This is a genomic window from Pedobacter jaeyakensis (genome assembly GCF_054461315.1).
Genome location: NZ_CM136921.1, coordinates 3,103,075 through 3,125,600, shown reverse-complemented (window position 1 = coordinate 3,125,600; position 22,526 = coordinate 3,103,075). Strand labels below are relative to the sequence as shown.

The following is a 22,526-nucleotide window of genomic DNA, read 5'->3' as shown; positions in this document are numbered from 1 at the left end:
TTTCTGTAAAAAAATTAGCAGGTTAAAAACTAAGCCGCAGGCAATAGCTGATTAACTCTGTTCAATATTACAAAAAGATCAAATGGTTTAGCAATAAAACTATCCGCACAGGATTCTCTCTTTACAAATTCTGAAGGCAAATGGGCCGACATGATTAGTACGGGTTTTTGTTTCAATGAATCATGATGTTTAATTTCAGAGCATATCTCTAGACCGTCTCCATCAGGAAGCATTACGTCCAGTAAAAATAAATCTGGTGCTTTGCTCTGTAACCTGGAATGAAATGAAGCAACTGTCTCGAACAGTTCTACGTCAAATCCCTCGTCGTTCAAAAAATATTGGAGTATAAATCCAATATCCTTATTATCCTCTACAATGTAGATGCTTTTCTTTTCCATAATAGTAATTCATAGGTAGATGAATTGTTAATTGCTTAACAGCTAATAACTAACAAAGGCTGTGCCGAGAATAGACATAATTTGCAGAACTTTTTTTACACCAGACTGTTAAGAAAAGATAAAATAACAAACACCTAAACTTATGGATAGCATTAACAAAAATCAACCGGAGCATAACAGGGAAAACTTAGTAAGTACAGAAGCCCTGGAAAAGATTAAGGAAATCATTTCGCAAACAGATACTTGTTTTTTTTGCACTGAGGCCGCAACGGGACCATCCAATGGCGTACGACCAATGAGTATTCAACAAGTAGACGATGAGGGGAATTTATGGATTGTCATTGCAAACGACAGCCACACTCATGAGGAGATCGGCCTTGATTCAAGGGTTAAATTATACTTCCAGGCTTCAAAGCATTCGGATTTCCTGTATTTCACTGCAGATGCAGAGCTAGTAGACGATAAAGCAAAAGTTAAAGAGCTGTGGAGTCCTTTAATGAAAACTTGGTTTACCGAAGGAGAAGATGATCCAAGAATAGCCTTAGTCAAAATCACACCGTCTGATGGATACTATTGGGATAATAAACATGGCAATTTTGTGGCTGGGGTTAAAATGCTGGTAGGGGCTGCAATTGGTAAAACACTTGACGATTCTATAGAGGGAAAAATTCAAAACGTATAACCAAGTCAACATACGTTCGCTTAAATCTACAGCGAATATAAAAAGCTTTAAGGTTTATCTAATTCATCTAGATAACTCTTAAAGCTTTTTTATTTAATAGGAAATAACCTGAGCTATTTCAATAACCTAAAACCGAAGATTTTATATATTTGAGGAACCACACCAATAACCTGAAAATGAATAAACAAACTAAAGCACTTCTTGTAGCATTACTGTTGCTGCTTATTGCACCCAATGTAAAATCGCAAATCAATAAAGGTTATACACAATATGTGAACACTTTTGTTGGCACTTACCCGCTTACAGATCCGAAAATTTTGGGCTACGAACTTCCGAAGGATTGGCGTTCATGGGCAGGTTTAACCTTTCCGGGAAGCTCGTTGCCCAACGCAATGGTTCAGTTAAGTCCTATGACTGAATATGGCTCTGGCGCAGGTTATGAATATGAAGATAATGCAATTTTAGGTTTTACCCATACCAATAAAGGTCACTGGAACCTGTGTAACATTCCACTTTTACCGGTTTCGGCTTTGGCGGGAGCTGCGCCAGTATTAAACAAAGGCAGTAGATTTGGTTCCCGTTTCTCCCATAAAAAAGAAAGTGCTTCTCCAGGATTTTATCAGGTTTATCTGGATGATTATCAGGTAAATGTTAGTCTAACTTCAACATTGAGATGCGGTTATCACAAATATGAATTTAGAAATCCTGCAGACAGACAAATTCTGTTTGATCTGGCAAAAGCCAATAACCGGGTAAATGGCTGGAAAATAGAACAAGAAGGACCAAACGTAGTAAAGGGTTATCAGCAAGCGGGTGGTAAGATTTATTTCTATGCCATCCTCAATACGCCAGTAGAACAGCTGGAAATCAATGATGAAGGCTCGAAAGATGGTTATGCCATGTTGCATTTATCAAACAGCGGCAGCAACCCTGTTGAAGTAAAAATAGGAATCTCGTTTGTTAGTGTAGAAAATGCTAAACTCAATCTCGAAACCGAGATTGGTAGTAAAACCTTTGAAGACATCCGTGCAGCAGCTAACCAAACCTGGGAAAATCTCCTCTCTTCCATACAGGTAAAAGGCGGTACTGCTAAACAAAAAGGTATGCTTTATTCTTGCCTTTACCGTTCATTTTTATGGCCTGCGTTAAGAAGTGATGTGAACGGAGAATTTACAGATGCGAAAAGGAACGTAGTAAAAGCAGATTTCAACTACTATACAGAGCCTTCGCTTTGGGATACCTATCGGAATAAAGATGTCCTGTTAGGATTAATCACGCCAAATGTTACCCTAGATGTCATTAAATCAATGAAAGACGTGGGTGATAAAACTGGTTTTATCCCTACATTTTTCCATGGAGATCATGGAGCGTCTTATATAGCAGGAGCATACCTGAGGGGTATTGATAATTTCGACATCAAAGGTACCTATGAAATCTTACTGAAAAATGCGAATGTAACACCCGGCGCGAGACCGTTTGTAGATGAATACATCAAAAAAGGCTTTATATCTGATCCTGATATTGCCAATCCTCATGTAGAAACCAAAGCAAGGGCAGGGGTGTCTAAAACATTGGAATACTCGTACGACGATTATTCTCTTGCTCAAATTGCTAAGAAACTTGGCGATACTGCAAATTACCGCATATTGATGGCCAGGTCTCAAAACTATAGGAATATGTTTGATCCATCTACCAGATTTATGAGAGGGAGATTGGAGAACGGCGACTGGATTAAACCTTTCAATCCTCAATATCCTTATTATGAGTACATGTACCGGGAAGCCAATGCTTGGCAGGTATCATTTTTTGCTCCCCATGATATGCCAGGTTTGATCAAATTATATGGCGGTCCGAAGGGTTTTGAATCCAAACTAGACTCTTTGTTTACCCTGCCGTGGAATCCCAAATATATCGCACGGAATGTTGAAACTATGATCGGCCAATACTGTCAGGGCAACCAGCCAGACCACGAAGCACCTTTTGCCTATACCTTTATAGGCAAACCAGAAAAGACCCAAAAAATACTCGATAACATCTTAAATAACCTTTATGGAATTGGTCCGGAAGGCCTGGCCCTTTCCGGTATGGATGATGCAGGAGAGATGTCGGCCTGGTACGTGTTCAGTTCATTAGGCTTGTACACATTTTCTGCAACAGATCCTGAATACCTGGTAACCGCACCATTATTTGATGAAGTAAAATGGAAAACCAGTACGGGCAAGACCATTACCATTACCAAACCTGGAAAGGGCAGGGCAATAACTTCAATTAAGGTAAATGGTAAAGAGAATAAAGGTTACTTTGTGTCTCACGACCTATTTAAAAATGGTGGCACTATAGATATCGTTACAAAATAACTACTATGAAAAACCTAATCTTAATATTTTGTTTGTTTCCTTGCTTTCTTGCAAATGCCCAAACTCCCAACATGCATCCCATATTTAATGGCAAAAATTTAGAGGGATGGAGTAAATACCTGAAAAGTCAGGGCGTAAATAAAGACCTTCAAAATGTATTTACGGTAAAAGATGAAGCAATTCACGTTAGCGGGCAAGATTTCGGTTACATCGTTACCAATAAAACTTACGGCGATTTTCATTTGTCCCTTGAATTTAAATGGGGAGAAAAGAAGTTCCCCCCTAGAGAAAAAGATAAGCGTGATGCAGGAGTATGCTTTAGTGTAGACTTGTCGACCAACAAAATCTGGCCACGATGCGCAGAATGCCAGATACAAGAAGGTGATGTAGGCGATTTATGGTTAGTCGACAGCGTAACAGCCTTTGTTGATGGAATTCAAATGGAACCGAAAGACTATTCGCACATGGCTAAAATTAGAGATGCTGAACGTACGCATGGCGAATGGAATACCGTTGAAGTAATTTTTAAGAAAGGCCGCTTTAAGTTTTTTGTAAATGGAACTTTGGTAAACGAAGGAGAATACCTAACGCTAACAAGCGGTAGAATCCTGCTGCAATCTGAAGGTGCAGAAGTATTCTACCGCAAAGTAAAAATCGAAGAGTTTTAGCTCACAATAGCTGTACCTGCGTAAACGCTGATACATAATATTTATGTTCAAATATTTTTATTTCTAAGTGCTCTTATTCTCTCCAATTCAAGTACATCAATTTGATCTTTAGGGCGGTCAACTGCTTTTTTGTTCATTATCAGTTGATTAATGTGTAAAAAAGGAACTTCAACACCTTCTAGGTTTGCGATTGATGCAAGTTCGAGGCAGTCTAAAAAAGATAGATTTTCTAAACCTTTCATCGTTGTCATGATATCAAGCTCGATGCCTTGGTCAATATGGAAACTGGTCCAGCCAGGTACGAATTCCATTGTTTCGAACGTCGCGAAATCACCGTATCCAAGCTGCTTAAAAGCGGCCCTAAAATTTCGCCTATTTTCCAGAGTATCATACAACCAAATGTCGAGATCGTCTGTGTTTCTGTTAAAACCGTGAAATCTGGTTGCAAACCCTCCAACCATTATGTATTTTACATTATGGCTATTTAAAGATGCCCAAAATTTTATCAGTGCTTCGTCAGAGACATCCATATTAACTATTTATGGGTTATTACCGCTTTTTTTAGAATTTTATTTGTACGAAGCATCTCGGTAAAAAGTCTAAGCTTATCCATATCAGAACGAAAAACATCTCTTCTAAGACGCTCCTCATCGGTTAAATTATTGATATAGGATTCGGATGGTTCTTTAACTATGTTCTTTGGCTCTTTTTTCATATTACTTCCATTTTGAGAAGAAAGGTATATACATTACGAATGTAATTAATTAAAAAGTTAAACTTTCTCTTTTCCTTTCCAGTGCAATTCTCCTTCCAGTAGTCTGGTTTCAAATTCGTACACCGGATATTTGCTTTCAATCAATTTAATCAACATCCCTGCGGCAATTTGCCCCATTTCAAAGGCGCGTTGGCGGATAAATGAAATACCCGGCGATAACAAATCAATTACATCCGAGTTAGAAAACCCAATAATCGTCAATTGATCGGCTTTGCCTAAACGTTTAAGCTCACGCAGCGCGGAAGTACTTATCCGGTCGCTGGTGATCAGCAAGGCATCTGCTTTCAGCTTGGGATCTAATAATTCGCTAATTACCGTTTCAATCTCCTCAGGATTTCTACCACCATGGTTACAATATTTAACCAGTTGCTCATTAAATGGAATTTGATGTTTTATCAGGGCGGCTTTATATCCTTCCAATCGCTCTATTGTAATTGATAATTGGGGTGCGTTGGTCAAATGGCCAATATTCCGGTAACCCTTCGAAATCAATAATTCTGTTGCTTCAAAAGCCGATTTAAAGTTATCCGTCGTAACTTTAAATGTTTCAATCTCCTCCAATATTCTGTCGAAAAATACAATGGGCAAACCCCGTTCATGCAGACTGGTGATGTGTTTGTAATCTGTCGTTTGAGAAGACATAGATACCAAGATCCCATCAACAGAACGGCTGGCCAGGTGACCCATATTGGTAACTTCCCTGTCGTACGCATCATGACTTTGCGTAATAATAACATGGTAACCCTTCTCATAGGCAATTGATTCAACGCCATTGATCACCTGAGAGAAAAAGCTGCTGGCTACATCAGATAGCAATACGCCTATAGAATTGCTTCTTCCTTTTTTTAAACTTACTGCAATAGGGTTGGAGTGGTAGTTGATTTTCTTAGCGTATTCGCGAACTATCCTCTTTGTTTCCTCACTAACTTCGTGACTGTCGCTCAAAGCTCTGGACACCGTTGATATGGAAACGGAAAGTGCCTCAGCTATTTGTTTGATGGTGGCGGCTCGGTACATAGACAATTATAACTAAATTCGATAGTTATTACAAATGGCTTATTTTCGGTAACGATTGCGTAGTTTTAATCATAGCTATATTTTTTTTGTACGCCGCTACTAATTAATCTTGTTCCTTATTGAACCGCCAAATCCTAATCCAGTTAAACCTTATGAAACGAATTTTCCTCCAGCTATTGCTTTTAGTTTTTTGCCTAAATGCCTTCTCACAGGGTACAGTAGTGAAATACCTTTCAGGTACAGACAAAGATCATACAGTGTTATGGGATTTTTATTGCAGTTCCGGAAGAAAAAGTGGGGAATGGACTAAGATACCTGTTCCCTCTAATTGGGAACTTCAAGGCTTTGGAGCCTATAATTATGGTCACGATAACAACAAGGCCAACGAGCAAGGACAATATAAACATGAATTTCTAACCGAAAACTGGAAAGGCAAAAAGGTCTACATTGTATTTGAAGGTTCAATGACAGATACAAAGGTGATGATCAATGGTCAACTGGCCGGACCAATCCATCAAGGTAGTTTTTACCGTTTCAAATATGACATTACCAGCCTGATCAAACCTTCAGGCAAGAATTTATTAGAAGTTACGGTAGATAAAACATCGGCAAATGCTTCTATAAACCGGGCAGAGCGCAAGAGTGATTTTTGGGTATTTGGCGGTATATTCAGACCAGTGTACCTGGAGATTGTACCAGCGGTATTCGTAGATAGGATGGCCATCAATGCAAAAGCAGATGGTTCTTTTGAAATGGATGTCTTTACCTTAAATTTAAAAGGCAACGAAACGATTGAAGCGCAAGTGCAAAAGCTAAACGGGCAAAACGTAGGTAAACCATTTGCCGTTAAGGCAGATGCAACTGCAGACCATACTACCCTAAAAGCTGGTTTTGTAAAACCTGCACTTTGGAGTGCAGAATTCCCTAATCGCTACCAAGTGGTGGTGAGCATTAAAAGCAAACAGCAGGTATTACATCGCGCCAAGCAAAAGTTCGGTTTCCGTACAGTGGATCTTCATATCAACGATGGTTTGTACGTTAACGGAAGCAGGATTATATTAAAGGGTTGCGATAGGCATAGTTTCTGGCCTGAAACCGGAAGAACATTGAGTCATACCGTTCAATTACTGGACGTTAACCTGATGAAAGAAATGAATATGAACGCGGTACGGATGTCGCATTATCCGCCAGATCAGGATTTTTTGGAGGTTTGTGATTCATTAGGTCTTTATGTTTTGGATGAGCTAACCGGTTGGCAGGCCTATTACGATACTGAGGTTGGTCGCAAATTGGTTAAAGAGTTGGTAGTAAGAGATGTAAATCATCCATCGATCATCTTTTGGGATAACGGTAACGAAGGTGGCTTCAACAGAGAGCTGGATAACGATTATGGTTTGTATGATCCTCAAAAACGTACTGTGATTCATCCATGGGAAAAGTTTAATGGTACTGATACAAAACATTATCCAGACTACAATGGTATTGTTAAAACCGTAGCAACTGGGCAGGAGGTATTTTTCTCCACGGAATTTATGCACGGCCTATACGATGGCGGTGCAGGTGCAGGTTTGGACGACTTCTGGTCGGAAATGCAAAAGCATCCACATGGCGCAGGTGGTTTCATCTGGGCATTTTCTGATGAAGCTGTTATCCGGACAGATAAAAATAATAGCTATGATACTGATGGAAATCATGCTCCTGACGGGATTGTTGGTCCGCACAGAGAGAAGGAAGGCAGCTTTTTTACGATAAAAGAGATCTGGTCGCCCGTTTACATCAACCCGCAACCTGTCGATAAAACCTTCAATGGTAAAATACCGGTGGAGAATAGGTATTCCTTCACCAATTTAAACCAGTGTACTTTTAAGTGGAAGCTGGTGGATTTCCCTTTAGCAACGTCGAAAAGTACTGCAGCAATCGTAAAAGCTACAGGCTCAGTAGTTGCACCAAACCTAAAACCTGGTGAAAAAGGATTTCTTGATCTGGCTTTGCCTGCAACCTGGAAAGCAAATGAGGCATTATACTTAACCGCTTATGGGCCAGATAAAAAAGAGATCTTTACCTGGAGTTGGGAGCTTACCTCTGCGGCTGTACTGACAAAGAAAATACTGAATGCATTGCCTGAGGATAAAAATGCTGCAGCACCTGTGGTAACAGAAGAAGGGCAAACGCTTATTGTTAAATGCGATGGAATCAGTTATTATTTTGATCAATCAACAGGTTATATCCAAAAAGTAGTTAAAAAAAGTGGTACTATTTCTTTGTCAGGAGGGCCAGTGCTGGCCGGTGTGAAAACCAGTCTTAAAAGTTTTAAACATTCTGTTGGAGGCGATAAAATTATGATCGAAGCGGATTATGAAGGCGACGGTAACTTGGGAGTAATGTGGGTCATCTCGCCTGGTTTGCCTGTTACTTTAGCATATGTGTATTCACAACAAGGAGAGGCTGATTTTACCGGTATTTCCTTCAATTATCCTGAAGAAAAAATTACTGGTATGAAATGGCTGGGCAGAGGCCCTTATCGCGTTTGGCAAAACAGGTTACGTGGACAGCAGTTCGGCGTATTCCATAAAGATTATAATAATACCATCACTGGTGAAACCTGGATTTATCCAGAGTTCAAAGGCTACCATTCAGAAATCAACTGGGTCACCATAGAAACCAAAGAATCACCATTTACAGTTTATTCAGAGAACCCGAATACCTATTTCCAAATGCTTAAACCAGCAAGGGAAAAGGCAGCACTGGATAACAATAATGTTGAGCCGCCTTTTCCAGAGGGCAGCATTGGCTTTTTACAAAACATTAGCGCCATTGGTACCAAGTTTCAAGCGGCAAAGCAAATGGGGCCACAAAGCCAGAAAGTTAGACTAAGTACACCAATTACAGGAACCCTATGGTTTGATTTTGGAAAGTAATGTTGGTTGTACAATCAAGTAATAAAAGCAGAACCTGGCGCATTGCTGATAAATAAAATAAATGATCATCATCAGTAGAATAAACAAAACAGACCTTAACAACACAAAAAAATACATCATGAAAAAATTATTTTTAACGCTTAGCCTTGCCACCCTGATGCCAAGCACCTTTGCCGCAGAGCCACCTCTGATAACCCTAAAGGTTCAAAAGATTACAGGTGGACTGTTAGCTCCAACAGCAGTTGCCTTCCCTGCCCCCGGAGAGATTTGGGTAACCGAGCAAACGGGAAAGGTACGCTCGATAAAAAATGGGAAACTTAGCGAAATAGCCGTGCTTGATTTGAGCAGCAAACTTCCAAGACTTAACAAAGGTTATGAAGAACGCGGATTGCTGGGCATCGCCCTGCATCCTCAATTTAAAACCAACAAAAAGTTTTACGTGTATTATAGCGCACCGTCTCCTGGTTTTGATCATAAAGGCGTAGTATCAGAGTTTACAGTTGATGCTTCGGGTCTTGTAGATCTGGCTACCGAAAAGTTAATTCTTTCTTTAAATGAACCTGAAGGCAATCACAACGGTGGCTGCGTACAGTTTGGAAAAGACGGTTACCTGTACATCTCTTACGGAGATGGCGGTGGTCAGGGTGATAAGCATGGTGAAGCCGGCAACGGACAAAACATGAGCACATGGCTAGGTAAGATCCTGCGCGTTGACATCAATACTTCAGAACCTTACAAGGTTCCGGCAGATAATCCATTCGTTGGTCAGCCAAACATCAAACCAGAGATTTTTGCCTACGGTTTCCGCAACCCGTACCGTTTTTCTTTCGATAAACTGTCAGGGCAACTATTTGCTGGCGAAGTGGGTCAGGATCTATGGGAAGAGGTAAACATTGTAAAAAAGGGTGGTAACCACGGCTGGCGTATAACCGAAGGAACGCATTGCTATAACCCTGCTACCGGCTGTGACGTTAAAGGCATCATTATGCCGATCTTAGAATACCCGCATCGCGAAGGTGTTTCTGTAACGGGTGGTTATGTATACAATGGGAAAACCATTTCTTTATTGAAAGGAAAATATGTTTTTGCCGACTGGACAGGCCCGATGTGGTACCTTCAAAAGGTAGGCACGGCTTGGCAAAGGGGTAAGATCACTTTGTCTAACATTCCAGAAGGGCTAAAAGTTACCGGGTTTGGAGAAGACCCTGCCGGCGAGATCTATATGGTAACCAATCCAGACACTGGTCCGGGTAACTCAGAAGGTGGATTATTTAAAATCACTAAATAATTATCATTATGAAACTCAGAGCTACTCTTGCCAGACTTAAAAACCAATGCCCATTACTAATTATTCTCGCTGGTTTATCAATTCCATCATTTGCCCAAACTTCTCCAAATGCCCCAAAAAATCTTCCAGGCAAAGGTTTGAAGCAATTTGATTTCTTTTATGCAGGTGAGTCAAAAGCCCGCAATATGTATATCATTAAGGATGGGAAAATCACCTGGTCTTACATTGATACCGTTGGCAAGGGAGAGATTAGTGATGCCGTGTTGCTTAAGAATGGAAATATCCTTTTTGCGCACCAGTTTGGCGTAACGCTGATCAACAAAGATAAAAAGGTACTTTGGAAATACGATGCGCCGGATGGTTTTGAAACCCATACCGCACAGCCAATCGGTAATGAACACGTTGTTTTTGTTCAAAATGGCAACCCTGCAAAGGTTTTTGTGATGAACATCAAAACCAATAAAGTAATTAAAGAATTTGCAATTCCTTTCAAGAGCGGTACCCATGGACAAATCCGTCATGCCCGTTTAACCAAAGAAGGTACTTTACTTATTGCGCACATGGATTTGGGAAAGGTTAATGAGTACGATCTGGATGGAAAGATCCTATTGTCAATAGATGTACCAAGCGTATGGTCTGCGCATCAGTTGCCATCTGGTAATTTACTGGTTGCCAGTAATCAACGTTTTGTTAAGGAGCTTAACAGGAATGGAGAAGTAGTTTGGGGATACCTGTTAGACAATGTAAAAGATTACAAACTGACGAATCCTCAAATCGCCATGCGCCTGCCAAATGGCAATACTTTAATTAATAACTGGTTTAACCAATGGGATGGTAAAGTGCAAACCGATAATGAGCCTGTACAAGCAGTTGAAGTCACGCCAAATAGGGAAATCGTGTGGGCACTGCGCGAATGGAAACTGCCGGTTAACCTTGGCCCTTCAACTACCTTCCAATTGCTCAATGATCCAAATGGAATTACGGAGAAGGTTCATTTTGGTAATATTAAATAGTATTTGCAGGTAATTCTTATATTTAAGAAACCAAATTCTTAAGTTTTATGAAACATACCTGCACTTTACTTTTATTTCTGATGGTTATTGGCCTCTCCACGAAGCTAGCTGCGCAATCCAAAGGTAGTATTGCTGATGTTAGTTTTATCCAGGGCAACTGGAAAGCTACCATGCCCGACGGGCAGACCATTGAAGGTTTTTGGATGCCTCCATCCGGCGAGAACATGTTGGGCTTTATGCGGATGATGCACGGCACCAATGCCGATTTATACGAAATATTAGCCTATGAGCAAACTGAAAATGGCTTAGTCTCCATGGTAAAGCATTTCAAACCTGGATTAATTGGTCAGGAAGAAAAAGATAAACAAGACAGATACTTGTTTTTGGAAGCAGCTAAAGACAAAGCCATTTTCCAAAAAGAGGGTGGAGGCTTAAGGATCCTTTACGAGAAGCGTTCCCCAACTCAATTTGTAATTGCCAGAGGCACAGAAGAAAATGGCAAGTGGGTATATAAAGATCTCTTTGTATTTAACAAGGTTAAGTAAAATATGCTTTGGCGAGTTGCATCAACGAAGCTTATTTAGTAAGGGATTTGTAGCGCAATCATAAGGTATTTCTTTTTATTTTAGCGCATGCTAAAACGTAAATTGATGGTAATGCTAGCGGTGCTGGCTTTTACTGCTTGTAAAGACAAAGATAAAAGGGTTGTGCAGCTTGCTGATCCCCATTCTTATGCGGAACCCAATCACGCAGTCGTAAAGCATCTCGATCTGGATATTAATGTTGATTTTGAAAAGGAGCAGATATCCGGCAAAGCCATATGGCAAATTGACAATAAAGCTAAAGTTGAAGAGATTATTTTTGATGATAATCTGTTAAACATTACCAAGGTCACGTTAGGTAAGGACGAAAAGGAAACATCGTTTAAGCTGGGTAGTGCTGATAAAATACTGGGCAGTCCGCTAAGGGTGGCAATTGATGACAATACGCAGATTGTTAACATTTATTATTCGACTAACAAAGGAGCGGCGGCATTGCAATGGCTTAATCCACAACAAACTGCTGGTAAAAAGCATCCTTATTTATTTACACAATCTGAAAGTATTGCCGCGAGGAGCTGGATCCCTTGTCAGGATAGTCCGGGTATTCGTTTTACGTACAGTGCGCATGTTACGGTTCCAAAAGAATTGCTGGCTTTGATGAGCGCCGAGAATCCGCAGGGGAAGAATGCTACTGGTGTGTATGATTTTAAGCAAACGCATCCCATTCCGTCGTATCTTCTCGCATTAGCTGTTGGTGATATTGCCTTTAAAAGTGTGGATAGTAGGACCGGTATATATGCTGAGCCTTCTGTATTAGATAAAGCGACTTACGAGTTTGCTGATATGGGTAAGATGGTTACCGCTGCTGAAAAATTGTATGGTCCTTACCGCTGGGGAAGGTATGATCTATTGATTTTACCGCCTAGTTTCCCTTTTGGTGGTATGGAAAACCCCAATTTGAACTTTATTACCCCGACTATTATTGCGGGAGACAGATCTTTAGTAAGCATTATTTGTCACGAATTGGCACATAGCTGGAGTGGTAACCTGGTTACCAATGCTACCTGGAATGATTTCTGGCTTAATGAAGGCTTTACCAATTATTTTGAGCGCCGGATTGATGAGGAATTGTATGGTAAAACGGAAGCTGAAATGCAGGAGGAATTTGCCAGACAGGCGCTTTCTGCGGCGGTGACTGACATGCGCGGCAATGCAAAGGATACCTATTTGAAGACTGATTACAAGGGAAGAAACCCAGATGATGCGACTAATGATATCGCCTATGAAAAGGGTTATTTCTTTTTACGCACGATTGAACAGGCAGTTGGCAGGTCAGTGTTTGATAAATTCTTGAGGGGATGGTTTGACGGACATGCTTTTACATCGGTAACTACAGAGACATTTGTGGATTATTTGAATAAAAGCCTGATTAAGGGCAATGTGGAACTGGAAAAAAAAATCATGGTGAAAGATTGGGTTTATGGTCCGGGTATTCCAGCCAATATCGCTTATGGCAAGGAACTTTGGAAAGACGGCGGTAAATTTAACGAGATCAATGCGATGATTAGGGTTTGGAAGAATAACCCGATGTATAACCCGAATATATTGCGGGAGAACGTGGTGACCACCAATGAGAAACGCTACTTTTTAAGCAGGTTACCTGAGAAGTTGACGTTTGATCAGATGGATTATTTAGACCTCACGTTCAATTTTACCGCATCGAACAATACGGATATCCAGTTGATCTGGTATACCATGGCCATTAAAAATAATTACGGCGTTGCGGATAAGCGCATACGAGAATATTTGATCGAGAACGGCAGGATGTGGCACATTATACCGCTTTATAAGGAATTGCTAAAAACTAAAGAAGGTAGGAAGAAGGCTTTGGAGATCTACAAATTGGCTAGGCCCAACTATCATCCTATGACCTATGCCTATCTTGATAAACTGTTGAAATGATCTATATAGGCGCTGAGATTTTCATAGAACCCGGACAAACCGAAGCGGAAATTGACGGCTGGTTTGAGACGATGAACCGCATGGGTATGGGGCTTACACGCATTAGAATGTTTGAAAGCTACATGCATAGGGACGATGTTTGGGATTTTAGCTTGTTTGATCTGGCCTTTAAATCGGCCGAGAAACATGGGGTGATGATTTATGCGAACTTGTTCCCGGAGACCAGTTTTGATGATGTGGGAGGCTTTAAGTTTTGCAGGGATGATGAACACCTAGCCTCAGTAGCGAATTATATTAAACATTTAGTGGAGCACTTTAGTGGCTTTACTTCATTATATGGCTGGGTGCCGATAAATGAACCGGGTTTAGGTGCGGTGCCTAAAGATGAGTTGTCGGCCAAACAATTCGATTTATGGAAGGCGAATTTAAATGCTCCGGATTATTCCAGCAATGGGTTTACAACATTTGAGCTTTCTGAAGAGCGCTTTTTATTGCATTACAACACTTGGTTTTTGAGGTGGTTGACAGAGGAGATCAGAAAGTATGATTCGGTTAGGCCAATCCATGTAAACAATCATGATATTTTTAAGCATGTTGCAGAATATGATTTTACGGCCTGGAGGAAGTTTTTAACGAGTCTGGGTGGCTCTGCACATGCAAGCTGGCATTTTGATTATTTTAATAGGGAACAGTATGCGGTGGGGATGTCTGCCAATGCCGAGATTTTACGCTCTGGCGCCGGCGAACTAGAATGGTTTATGACTGAATTGCAGGGTGGAAACAATACTTATAGCGGTAAGACACCGCTTTGTCCGACTCCTGCAGAGATTGCCCAGTGGTTGTGGATCAATATTGGTTCCGGCAGTAAAGGCGGCATGTTTTGGTGTTTAAATCCCAGGAGATCAGGGTTCGAAGCGGGTGAATGGGCGATGCTGGACTTCCTGGATCAACCGACCGACAGGTTGTTGATGGCTGCTTCGGTGGGTAAGGCTATCTCTTTAGATGAACCATTGTTTGACAATGCTCAGGTTTTTGATTCGGGGATTAGTGTGTTGTACACGCGCGAATCACTTTGGATTGAAAAATTGCTACAAATTAAAGGCGCTTCTTTTGAAGGCAGGTCTATAGGTGGTGCGATGAAATCTGCGCTCGCATATTTTGAGGCTTTATCTGAAATGGGTGTGCATGCCGCTTTTAAGGAGATCCGTGAATATGACTTTACTTTAGAGAGTTATAAAGGTAAGGCGATTGTGCTTGCCCATCAGGTCAGTATTCCTTCCAGGTATTGGAAGTTGTTGGGAGAGTTTGTTTATAAAGGTGGAAAGCTCATTGTTGACGGGTTGACTGCCTATTACGATGAGAACGCTTATTTAATACAAGGCAAAGATTTTCCATTGAGGGAGTGTTTTGGGGCAGTGATAAAGGAATATAAGATGGTAGATAATGTGTTTACCGTCGGTTTTACAGATCCGTTATTAAGTATAGACGCGCATTTGTGGAAGGGGATTTTAAAATTGGATACGGCTGTTGCTGTGGCCCGTAATAAGGATGAGGTGTTGGCTTGCCGGAACAACTATGGAGCTGGTTCTGTGTTATGGATGCCCGCTTTAGTGGGTTTGGGTGGCCGGATCACTTATTATTCTGGTTTATGCAAATTACTAAGCGCTGAATTGTTTGATGTGCTGGAGGGCTTGCCGATTAGGTTTGCGCAAAGACGACCTGGCATGTTGATGAAGGTTTTGAAAAATGCGGACAGTTTTATTACGATTTTGGTAAATAAATCTGGTGCAGATGTTAGATTGGAAATGGAAGCGTCTGGTTTTAGATTGATTGGTGCATTGTTTTCTTCACGCGGCGGAGTTGATATTGCTTCTTTTGCGCAGAGAGGTTCGGTATTGGTTACTGCCGAAGAGACCTTGGTTTTGAAATGGGCGGGGGTTTAGTACCTTTGCGCCATGCTTGAAATTGTATATCAGGATGAACATCTGATCGCGATAAATAAACCCCATGGATTGCTGGTGCACCGTTCTTCCATTGCGACAGATGCCAAAGAATTTGCGTTACAACTATTGAGGGACCAGGTGGGCAGGCATGTGAGTCCGGTTCATCGGATTGACCGGAAAACAGGCGGCTTGCTGTTGTTTGCTTTTGAAAAAGAAGTGGAGATTGCGATGCAGCAGCAATTTCAAAATGCTGAGGTTAAAAAGAAATACCTCGCAATTTTAAGAGGTCACGCTCCAGACAGCCTGGATATTGATTATCCACTAGCCAAAGAAAACGGCACGATACAAGAAGCATTTACTGCCTTTGTAACCCTAAAAAGAGCAGAATTGGATGTTCCCTTTGGCAAGCATGCCACATCCAGGTATTCTCTGGTGGAGGCTACGCCGACCACTGGAAGGATGCACCAGCTGCGTAAACATTTTGCTCATATATTTTACCCAATTATTGGCGACAGGAAACATGGCTGTAATAAGCAGAACAAGTTTTTTCTGGAGCAATGGGAGATGACGACCATGCTGCTTCATGCCTCTGAACTGTCATTTAAACATCCGGTAAACGGAGCTGACATATTAATAAAGGCTGGTATACAGGATGAGTTTAAGCGCATGTTTGAGCTAATGGGCTGGGATATTTAGGCTTGATTTTCATTTGTTTGTCATAACATCAGTCTTTACCCTTCAACCTGACTTTTTAACTACAAAATTCAAAAGTTGAGTATTAACTTTGCTGCGTTTAATAACGAATACCCCCAAAATCGCAGTACGAATGAAATCATATATAAAATTAACTTTTCTCTCTCTAGTACTTTCTTTCCTATTTGTTTCTCCTTTGTTTGCTCAGCAAACCGTTTTGTCTGGCACTGTTACCGATGCGGTTACCAAAGAAACACTTCCTTACGTTTCCTTTATGATTACGGGCAGCGGTCAGGGTGGCAAAACAGATCTAGACGGTAAATATAAAATCGCGTTTAGCGGTGCCTATACAGAACTTAAGTTTAGCTATGTTGGTTACAAAACGGTCACCAAGGTTTTTCAGGCCGGGCAGAACCAGATTTTGGACGTTAAACTCCAAAGCGAAGCCATGCAAATGGACGAGGTGGTAATTAATGCCGGAAAGAAACCCAAGTATAGCAATAAAGAAAATCCTGCAGTTGCGCTGATTAGAAAAGTAATTGATAATAAAGCGAAAAACAGGGTTGAGGCTTATGATTATGTTGCTTATAAGAAATATGAGCGCATGTTGTTCTCGATGAGTAACCTGTCTGATAAGTTTAAGAACCGTCGTATTTTCCGCAACTACCAGTTTCTTTTCCAGGAACAGGACTCTACTAAAATAGGTGGTAAGAATGTATTGCCGGTTTTCCAGCAGGAAAAGCTATCTGACAACTTTTACAGGAAGAATCCTGAGAAGATGAAGACGGTTGTGCTTGCGGATAAACAGGTAAATTTTGACGAGCGTTTTATAGATAATAAAGGCTTGAGCACCTATTTTGAAAGGATGTATCAGGACATTGATATTTACGATAACAATATTTCTGTGGTGAGTAACCAGTTGTTAAGTCCGATTGCAGATAATGCACCTAACTATTACAAATACTTTGTTACTGATACCATCAAGACGCAAAATAATACGCAGTTGGTTGAGCTTTCTTTTACGCCGAGGACTAAAGCGGATTTACTATTTGAAGGTAAACTGTACGTAACGCTTGATGGTAATTATGCGGTGCAGAATGCTTATCTTTCTGTTAATAAAAACATTAACCTGAATTTTGTTAGGGCTTTGGAGGCTAAGCTTGATTTTGAGCAGAGCACTGATAAACGTTATCACCTAAGCAAAAGTAATTTGATTGTAGACTTTGGGATTAGCAAGAATAGCGGTGCTGGTTTTACTGGTGAACGTACGATTAATTTTAAGGATTATAGAATAAATGAGCGCCAGGCAGATTCTGTATACACCGGTACTACACCGCTTGTATTTGCTGCCGATGCGATGAAGAAATCTGAACAGTATTGGATAACAAACCGCCCTGAAACACTGAATGCGGTTAATGCACGTGTATACTCTAATTTGGATACACTGCAAAGTATTCCATCTTTCAAAAGAACTTTAGATGCGGTGACGATACTGTTTGCCGGTTACAAGGACTTTGGCCCGTTTGAGGTTGGTCCGGTTAACACTTTTTACAGCTTTAATAATATAGAAGGTTTTAGGCTGAGATTAGGTGGCAGGACAACCCCAGCATTGAGCAAGCGCTATTATTTTGAAACCTATGGTGCTTATGGATTTACTGACCAGAAATGGAAGTACTTTTTAAGCGCCACCTATTCATTAAATAATAAATCGATCTATGCTTTTCCGCAGAGTTATGTACGGGCAAGTTTCCAGAGAGATACCAAAATACCTGGTCAGGAATTGCAATTTGTGCAGGAAGACAATTTCTTGTTGTCTTTTAAAAGAGGAGAAAACAACATGATGCTGTACAACGACTTTTATCGTGTTGACTACATGAAGGAATTTGAGAATCATTTCTCATACAGTGTAGGTTTGCGTAAGTGGGATCAGACTCCGGCAGGATCTCTTTATTTTAATGGTTTGAATAACACGCCTTTTAACAAGAACAACAGCATCAGCACATCGGAAGTAACGGTTTCTTTCAGGTATGCGCCGCATGAGAAGTTTTACCAGGGTAAGGTTTATCGTACTCCAATTATTGACAAGTATCCAACGTATAACTTTAGGTATACTGCTGGTATAAAAGGTATTGCCGGTGGTGAGTATAACTACCATAATTTCCTGGCAAGTATTGATAAGCGTTTGTATTTATCGCAGTTGGGTTATACTGATGTGACTTTAGAGGGATCTTATATTGTTGGTAAAGTGCCTTTTCCTTTGTTGGATATACACAGGGCTAACCAAACTTATGCTTACCAGTTGAATTCTTATAACTTGATGAACTTTTTAGAGTTTGTGAGTGACAGGTACGCCAGCATCAACATAGATCAGAATTTTAATGGCTTCTTTTTCAATAAAGTTCCATTGCTTAGTAAGTTGAAGCTACGCGAGGTGATGTCGTTCAAAGCGCTTTATGGTGGTTTGAGGGATGAAAATAACCCTGCACTAAACAGTTCAGCAATGCAGTTTGTGAGGAACGACAGTGGTGTGCCGATCACCAATTCTTTAAATGGCGGTCCGTACATTGAGGGCAGCGTGGGTGTTGGAAATATCTTTAAAATACTGCGTGTAGACATGGTTAAAAGGTTTACTTACCTAAATAATCCACATGTTTCTGAGTGGGGTGTAAGAGCCAGGGTGAAATTCGACTTTTAGTGTTTATATTCACGGTATGAACCGTGTTAAACACTATCCTTTGGGGGATTCTGCGATTGTTATTCAGTTTGATGATGCCATTGATCCTAAAGTTAATGAACAGATTTGCTCCATTTGTGCCTGGCTTGACGAGTATACTTTTGAGGGATTTGTTGAATATGTACCAGCGTATACCACGATAACGATTTATTACCAGCCATGGGTGGTGCAATACGCCGAGCTGTTGGACATGGTACAGGAAATGCTGGTCGATATTACAGCGGAGCCGCCTGAGCTCGCTGAAAAGCGTGCGATAGAGATTCCTGTAGTTTACGGTGGTGTTTATGGCGAGGATTTAGATTTTGTGGCCAGTAATGCTGGACTGACATGTGAAGAAGTCGTTTCTATACACACCAAGGGCGAGTACTTGGTTTACATGATTGGCTTTGCACCGGGTTTTCCGTACCTGGGCGGCTTGGATTTACGCTTAGGAACTCCTAGAAAACCAACCCCGCAAGCATTTATACCTGCTGGATCTGTCGGAATAGCCGGAACTCAGACGGGCGTTTATCCGATAGAGACGCCTGGCGGTTGGCAAATTATTGGTAGGAGCCCTATAGATTTTTTTGATTTGGATAATACACAACCTTCATTGCTGAAGGCAGGAGATGTGGTTCGGTTTAAAGCTATCTCTGAATACGAATACCTAACCTGGAAAGGAGAACCTGATGGGTATTAAAATTTTAAAACCGGGTTTACTGAGTACGATACAGGATTTGGGCAGGACTGGCTACCAAAAAGATGGGGTAATTGTGAGCGGTGCGATGGATACCCTCGCCCTGCGTATTGGAAATTTACTGGTGGGCAATGCTGAAGGCGAAGCAGGAATTGAGCTGACCCTTTTAGGGGGCAGTATGCTATTTGAACAGGATCAAATTATAGCGATTACCGGCGCGGATTTGAGTGCAAAGGTAGACGATATGGCGGCGCCTTTATGGAAGCCGTTCCTGGTTAATAAGGGGAGTATACTGAGTTTCGGTAAGCCAATTAGCGGTTGCAGGGCTTATGTAATGGTACAGGGTGGTTTTGAGTTGATTGAGGTTTTGGGGAGCAATTCTACTTATATAAAAGCAGGATTTGGCGGATGGGATGGTCGCGCTTTGCGTACAGGAGATGCCATTCCGTTTAGAAATAACTTAAAAACCGGCATAAAGAAATTCGGCTGGTCGGCCGATTTAAAATTCTATCCCTCAATAGATAATAACGTCATAAGGATAATTGAAGGTCCGCATTTTGATTGGTTTAAGCCTTTAGGTAGTTTGTTGAAATTTAAGTTGAGCAACCAAGCCGATAGGATGGGTTACCGATTGGAGGGCGCAAAGCTAGTGCTTAAAGATAAACTGGAACTGCTCAGCACCGCAGTGACCTTTGGGACGGTTCAGGTACCGCCAGATGGGAACCCGATTGTGTTAATGGCCGACCATCAGACCACGGGTGGTTACCCGATAATGGCGCAGGTAATAGGAGTAGACCTGACTTTGCTGGCACAGAAAAAACCGGGCGATGAATTAGTTTTTGAACTGAGCACACTGGAAAATGCGCAAAACCTATTGGTACGCAGAGAAGAGCTGATTAAGCAATTGAAACAAACTTTAAGTTTAAAACATGGATAACATTTACCGCGCAGATTTGAATTGCGATATGGGGGAGCGTTTTGGTGCTTATACTGTGGGCAATGACGAGGCCATTATGCCTTATGTTTCTTCTGTAAATATTGCCTGTGGATTTCATGCAGGCGACCCATCGGTAATGAGGGATACTGTAAAGAAAGCAATGCGGCATGGTTTGTTGATTGGTGCGCATCCCGGTTTGCCTGATCTGCAAGGTTTTGGCAGACGGGAAATGGCAATCTCGGCGCAGGAAGCGTATGATCTGGTTGTTTACCAGATAGGCGCTTTGAATGCTTTTGTTTCCGCCGAAGGCGGTAGATTACATCATGTGAAGCCACATGGCGCACTGTACAATATGGCGGCTGTGAGGAAGGACTTGGCTGAGGCCATCGCCGAGGCGGTTTATAAGGTGAATCCTGAATTGATTTTGTACGGCTTATCCAATAGTGAAATGATCAGCGCTGCTGAGGCTATCGGGCTGGTAACGGCCAATGAGGTGTTTGCCGACAGGACCTATCGGCATGATGGAACCCTAACTCCCAGGAGTAAACCTAATGCATTAATTACGGATGACAAGTTGGCTATTGATCAGGTGATTAAGATGGTTAAGCAAGGTTTGGTGTTGGCCCAAAACGGAGCAGTTGTGGCCATTAAAGCAGATACCATTTGTATCCATGGAGATGGGCCGCATGCATTGGAGTTCGCTCAATTAATTTCAGCAGCATTTAAAAATGAGGGAATTTCATTAGGATGAAAATAAACAATAAAAGTGCATTAGCAGGAGCTGCTTTCTTAATGGCAACATCGGCAATTGGTCCGGGTTTTTTAACCCAAACCACAGTTTTTACCCAATCTTTAGGCGCAAGCTTTGGTTTTGTTATCCTCACTTCTGTGTTGATTGATATGGCCGTTCAATTGAATATTTGGCGTGTAATTGCGGTTTCTGAAATGAGGGCACAAGATATTGCCAACAGGTTGCTACCAGGTTTGGGCAGTTTTATTTCTATACTGATCGTATTGGGAGGCTTAGCCTTTAATATTGGTAACATCGCTGGTGCGGGTTTGGGTCTAAATGCATTGCTGGGCATATCAGTAAAGAATGGTGCCATACTATCGGCATTTTTGGCTATTGCCATATTTTTGATTAAAGAGGCGGGTAAGGCCATGGATAGGTTTGCCCAGGTATTGGGCTTTGTGATGGTGATTGCCATAATTTACATCGCATTTAGTTCCTCTCCACCATTTGGCGAAGCTGCGCTTCGAACGGTTATTCCTTTAAAAATTGATTTAAAAACTATAGTAACCTTAGTTGGAGGAACGGTAGGTGGTTACATTACTTTTTCTGGCGGTCACCGTTTACTTGACGCAGGTATAAGGGGTAAATCATCATTGCAAGAGGTTACGAAGAGTGCAGTGATGGGAATTTCTATTGCATCGCTGGTTAGGATATTTCTTTTTCTGGCGTCTTTAGGAGTAGTAGCTAAGGGCTTAATTATCGACGCCGGTAATCCTACGGCTTCTGTTTTTCAGTTAGCTGCTGGTAACATCGGTTATAAATTATTTGGTTTGGTGATGTTTGCTGCAGCAATCACTTCTGTGATCGGCTCTGCCTATACCTCTGTATCTTTTATAAAATCGTTTAGTACATCAATAGCTAAAAATGAGAATAAGTACATTATTGGATTTATAGTGGTATCGACCATTACTTTCATTCTGGTCGGAAAACCAGTGAGCTTGTTGATTATGGCAGGTGTTGTAAACGGGTTTATTTTACCGATAACGCTTGCTGCAATATTATTTTCGGCCTATAAAACGCGGATAATTGGTGATTATCAGCATCCACTATTGTTAACAGTTTTTGGTGCCCTGGTTGTGCTGATTATGACGTATATGAGTGGCAGTGTGCTTATTGATATGATGCTTTAA

At 41.2% G+C, this 22,526-nt stretch carries 19 protein-coding genes; 15 read left to right on the top strand and 4 right to left on the bottom strand.

The genetic code is table 11. The annotated features are described in order from the left end of the window. Nucleotides 1–29 precede the first annotated feature (29 nt). Entirely contained in the window at nucleotides 30–398 is a 369-nt protein-coding gene (locus ACXZ1K_RS13985) for a response regulator transcription factor (RefSeq protein WP_458970288.1), read from the bottom strand. 142 nt (nucleotides 399–540) lie between these two features. Between ACXZ1K_RS13985 and ACXZ1K_RS13980 the strand changes: the two genes are divergently transcribed. The 3 genes from ACXZ1K_RS13980 to ACXZ1K_RS13970 all read left to right on the top strand — a co-directional run bounded on the left by ACXZ1K_RS13980 (nucleotide 541) and on the right by ACXZ1K_RS13970 (nucleotide 4,105). Continuing rightward, nucleotides 541–1,080 carry a pyridoxamine 5'-phosphate oxidase family protein gene (locus tag ACXZ1K_RS13980; RefSeq protein WP_458970287.1) on the top strand — a complete coding sequence of 180 codons (540 nt, stop codon included), beginning with the start codon at nucleotides 541–543 and terminating at the stop codon, nucleotides 1,078–1,080. A gap of 176 nt (nucleotides 1,081–1,256) precedes the next feature. After that, nucleotides 1,257–3,437: a GH92 family glycosyl hydrolase gene (locus ACXZ1K_RS13975; protein WP_458970286.1), complete on the top strand. Its 2,181-nt coding sequence runs from the start codon at nucleotides 1,257–1,259 to the stop codon at nucleotides 3,435–3,437. Between the two features lie 71 nt (nucleotides 3,438–3,508). After that, nucleotides 3,509–4,105, top strand: coding sequence for a 3-keto-disaccharide hydrolase (locus ACXZ1K_RS13970; protein WP_458970285.1), 597 nt, complete (start codon nucleotides 3,509–3,511; stop codon nucleotides 4,103–4,105). Nucleotides 4,106–4,152: 47 nt separating this feature from the next. Here ACXZ1K_RS13970 and ACXZ1K_RS13965 read toward each other — a convergent pair whose 3' ends face one another. From ACXZ1K_RS13965 to ACXZ1K_RS13955, 3 genes are read right to left on the bottom strand one after another with little or no spacing between them, the layout of a single operon-like run. Next, nucleotides 4,153–4,635, bottom strand: coding sequence for a hypothetical protein (locus ACXZ1K_RS13965; protein ID WP_458970284.1), 483 nt, complete (start codon nucleotides 4,633–4,635; stop codon nucleotides 4,153–4,155). A 5-nt stretch (nucleotides 4,636–4,640) separates the two neighbouring features. Next, nucleotides 4,641–4,820 (bottom strand): hypothetical protein, encoded by a 180-nt coding sequence (locus ACXZ1K_RS13960; protein ID WP_458970283.1) that lies wholly within the window; start codon nucleotides 4,818–4,820, stop codon nucleotides 4,641–4,643. Between the two features lie 57 nt (nucleotides 4,821–4,877). Then, nucleotides 4,878–5,897 carry a LacI family DNA-binding transcriptional regulator gene (locus ACXZ1K_RS13955; RefSeq protein WP_458970282.1) on the bottom strand — a complete coding sequence of 340 codons (1,020 nt, stop codon included), beginning with the start codon at nucleotides 5,895–5,897 and terminating at the stop codon, nucleotides 4,878–4,880. A gap of 152 nt (nucleotides 5,898–6,049) precedes the next feature. Between ACXZ1K_RS13955 and ACXZ1K_RS13950 the strand changes: the two genes are divergently transcribed. The 12 genes from ACXZ1K_RS13950 to ACXZ1K_RS13895 all read left to right on the top strand — a co-directional run bounded on the left by ACXZ1K_RS13950 (nucleotide 6,050) and on the right by ACXZ1K_RS13895 (nucleotide 22,526). Continuing rightward, nucleotides 6,050–8,815, top strand: a complete 2,766-nt coding sequence (locus tag ACXZ1K_RS13950) for a glycoside hydrolase family 2 protein (RefSeq protein ID WP_458970281.1) — start codon at nucleotides 6,050–6,052, stop codon at nucleotides 8,813–8,815. Between the two features lie 118 nt (nucleotides 8,816–8,933). Next, nucleotides 8,934–10,103 carry a PQQ-dependent sugar dehydrogenase gene (locus ACXZ1K_RS13945; RefSeq protein ID WP_458970280.1) on the top strand — a complete coding sequence of 390 codons (1,170 nt, stop codon included), beginning with the start codon at nucleotides 8,934–8,936 and terminating at the stop codon, nucleotides 10,101–10,103. Nucleotides 10,104–10,111: 8 nt separating this feature from the next. Next, a complete protein-coding gene (locus ACXZ1K_RS13940; RefSeq protein WP_458970279.1) occupies nucleotides 10,112–11,116 on the top strand; it encodes a beta-propeller domain-containing protein in 1,005 nt (334 codons plus the stop codon). 47 nt (nucleotides 11,117–11,163) lie between these two features. Further along, on the top strand, nucleotides 11,164–11,661 hold the full coding sequence (locus ACXZ1K_RS13935) for a DUF6265 family protein (RefSeq protein ID WP_458970278.1): 498 nt from the start codon (nucleotides 11,164–11,166) through the stop codon (nucleotides 11,659–11,661). Nucleotides 11,662–11,748: 87 nt separating this feature from the next. Then, nucleotides 11,749–13,620, top strand: coding sequence for a M1 family metallopeptidase (locus ACXZ1K_RS13930; protein WP_458970277.1), 1,872 nt, complete (start codon nucleotides 11,749–11,751; stop codon nucleotides 13,618–13,620). Further along, the gene (locus ACXZ1K_RS13925) at nucleotides 13,617–15,563 is read left to right on the top strand and encodes a beta-galactosidase trimerization domain-containing protein (RefSeq protein ID WP_458970276.1); all 1,947 of its coding nucleotides are present in this window, start codon (nucleotides 13,617–13,619) and stop codon (nucleotides 15,561–15,563) included. The genes ACXZ1K_RS13930 and ACXZ1K_RS13925 overlap by 4 nt, the downstream gene beginning before the upstream one ends. A gap of 12 nt (nucleotides 15,564–15,575) precedes the next feature. Beyond that, complete coding sequence (locus ACXZ1K_RS13920) at nucleotides 15,576–16,259, top strand: pseudouridine synthase (RefSeq protein WP_458970275.1); 684 nt, start codon at nucleotides 15,576–15,578, stop codon at nucleotides 16,257–16,259. Nucleotides 16,260–16,389: 130 nt separating this feature from the next. Continuing rightward, on the top strand, nucleotides 16,390–18,951 hold the full coding sequence (locus tag ACXZ1K_RS13915; protein ID WP_458970274.1) for a DUF5686 and carboxypeptidase-like regulatory domain-containing protein: 2,562 nt from the start codon (nucleotides 16,390–16,392) through the stop codon (nucleotides 18,949–18,951). Nucleotides 18,952–18,967: 16 nt separating this feature from the next. After that, nucleotides 18,968–19,669 (top strand): 5-oxoprolinase subunit PxpB, encoded by a 702-nt coding sequence (gene pxpB / locus ACXZ1K_RS13910; protein WP_458970273.1) that lies wholly within the window; start codon nucleotides 18,968–18,970, stop codon nucleotides 19,667–19,669. Beyond that, nucleotides 19,659–20,603: a 5-oxoprolinase subunit C family protein gene (locus tag ACXZ1K_RS13905; RefSeq protein WP_458970272.1), complete on the top strand. Its 945-nt coding sequence runs from the start codon at nucleotides 19,659–19,661 to the stop codon at nucleotides 20,601–20,603. Before pxpB ends, ACXZ1K_RS13905 begins: the two co-directional genes overlap by 11 nt. Further along, the gene (locus ACXZ1K_RS13900) at nucleotides 20,596–21,354 is read left to right on the top strand and encodes a 5-oxoprolinase subunit PxpA (RefSeq protein ID WP_458970271.1); all 759 of its coding nucleotides are present in this window, start codon (nucleotides 20,596–20,598) and stop codon (nucleotides 21,352–21,354) included. Before ACXZ1K_RS13905 ends, ACXZ1K_RS13900 begins: the two co-directional genes overlap by 8 nt. Further along, entirely contained in the window at nucleotides 21,351–22,526 is a 1,176-nt protein-coding gene (locus tag ACXZ1K_RS13895) for an NRAMP family divalent metal transporter (RefSeq protein ID WP_458970270.1), read from the top strand. Before ACXZ1K_RS13900 ends, ACXZ1K_RS13895 begins: the two co-directional genes overlap by 4 nt.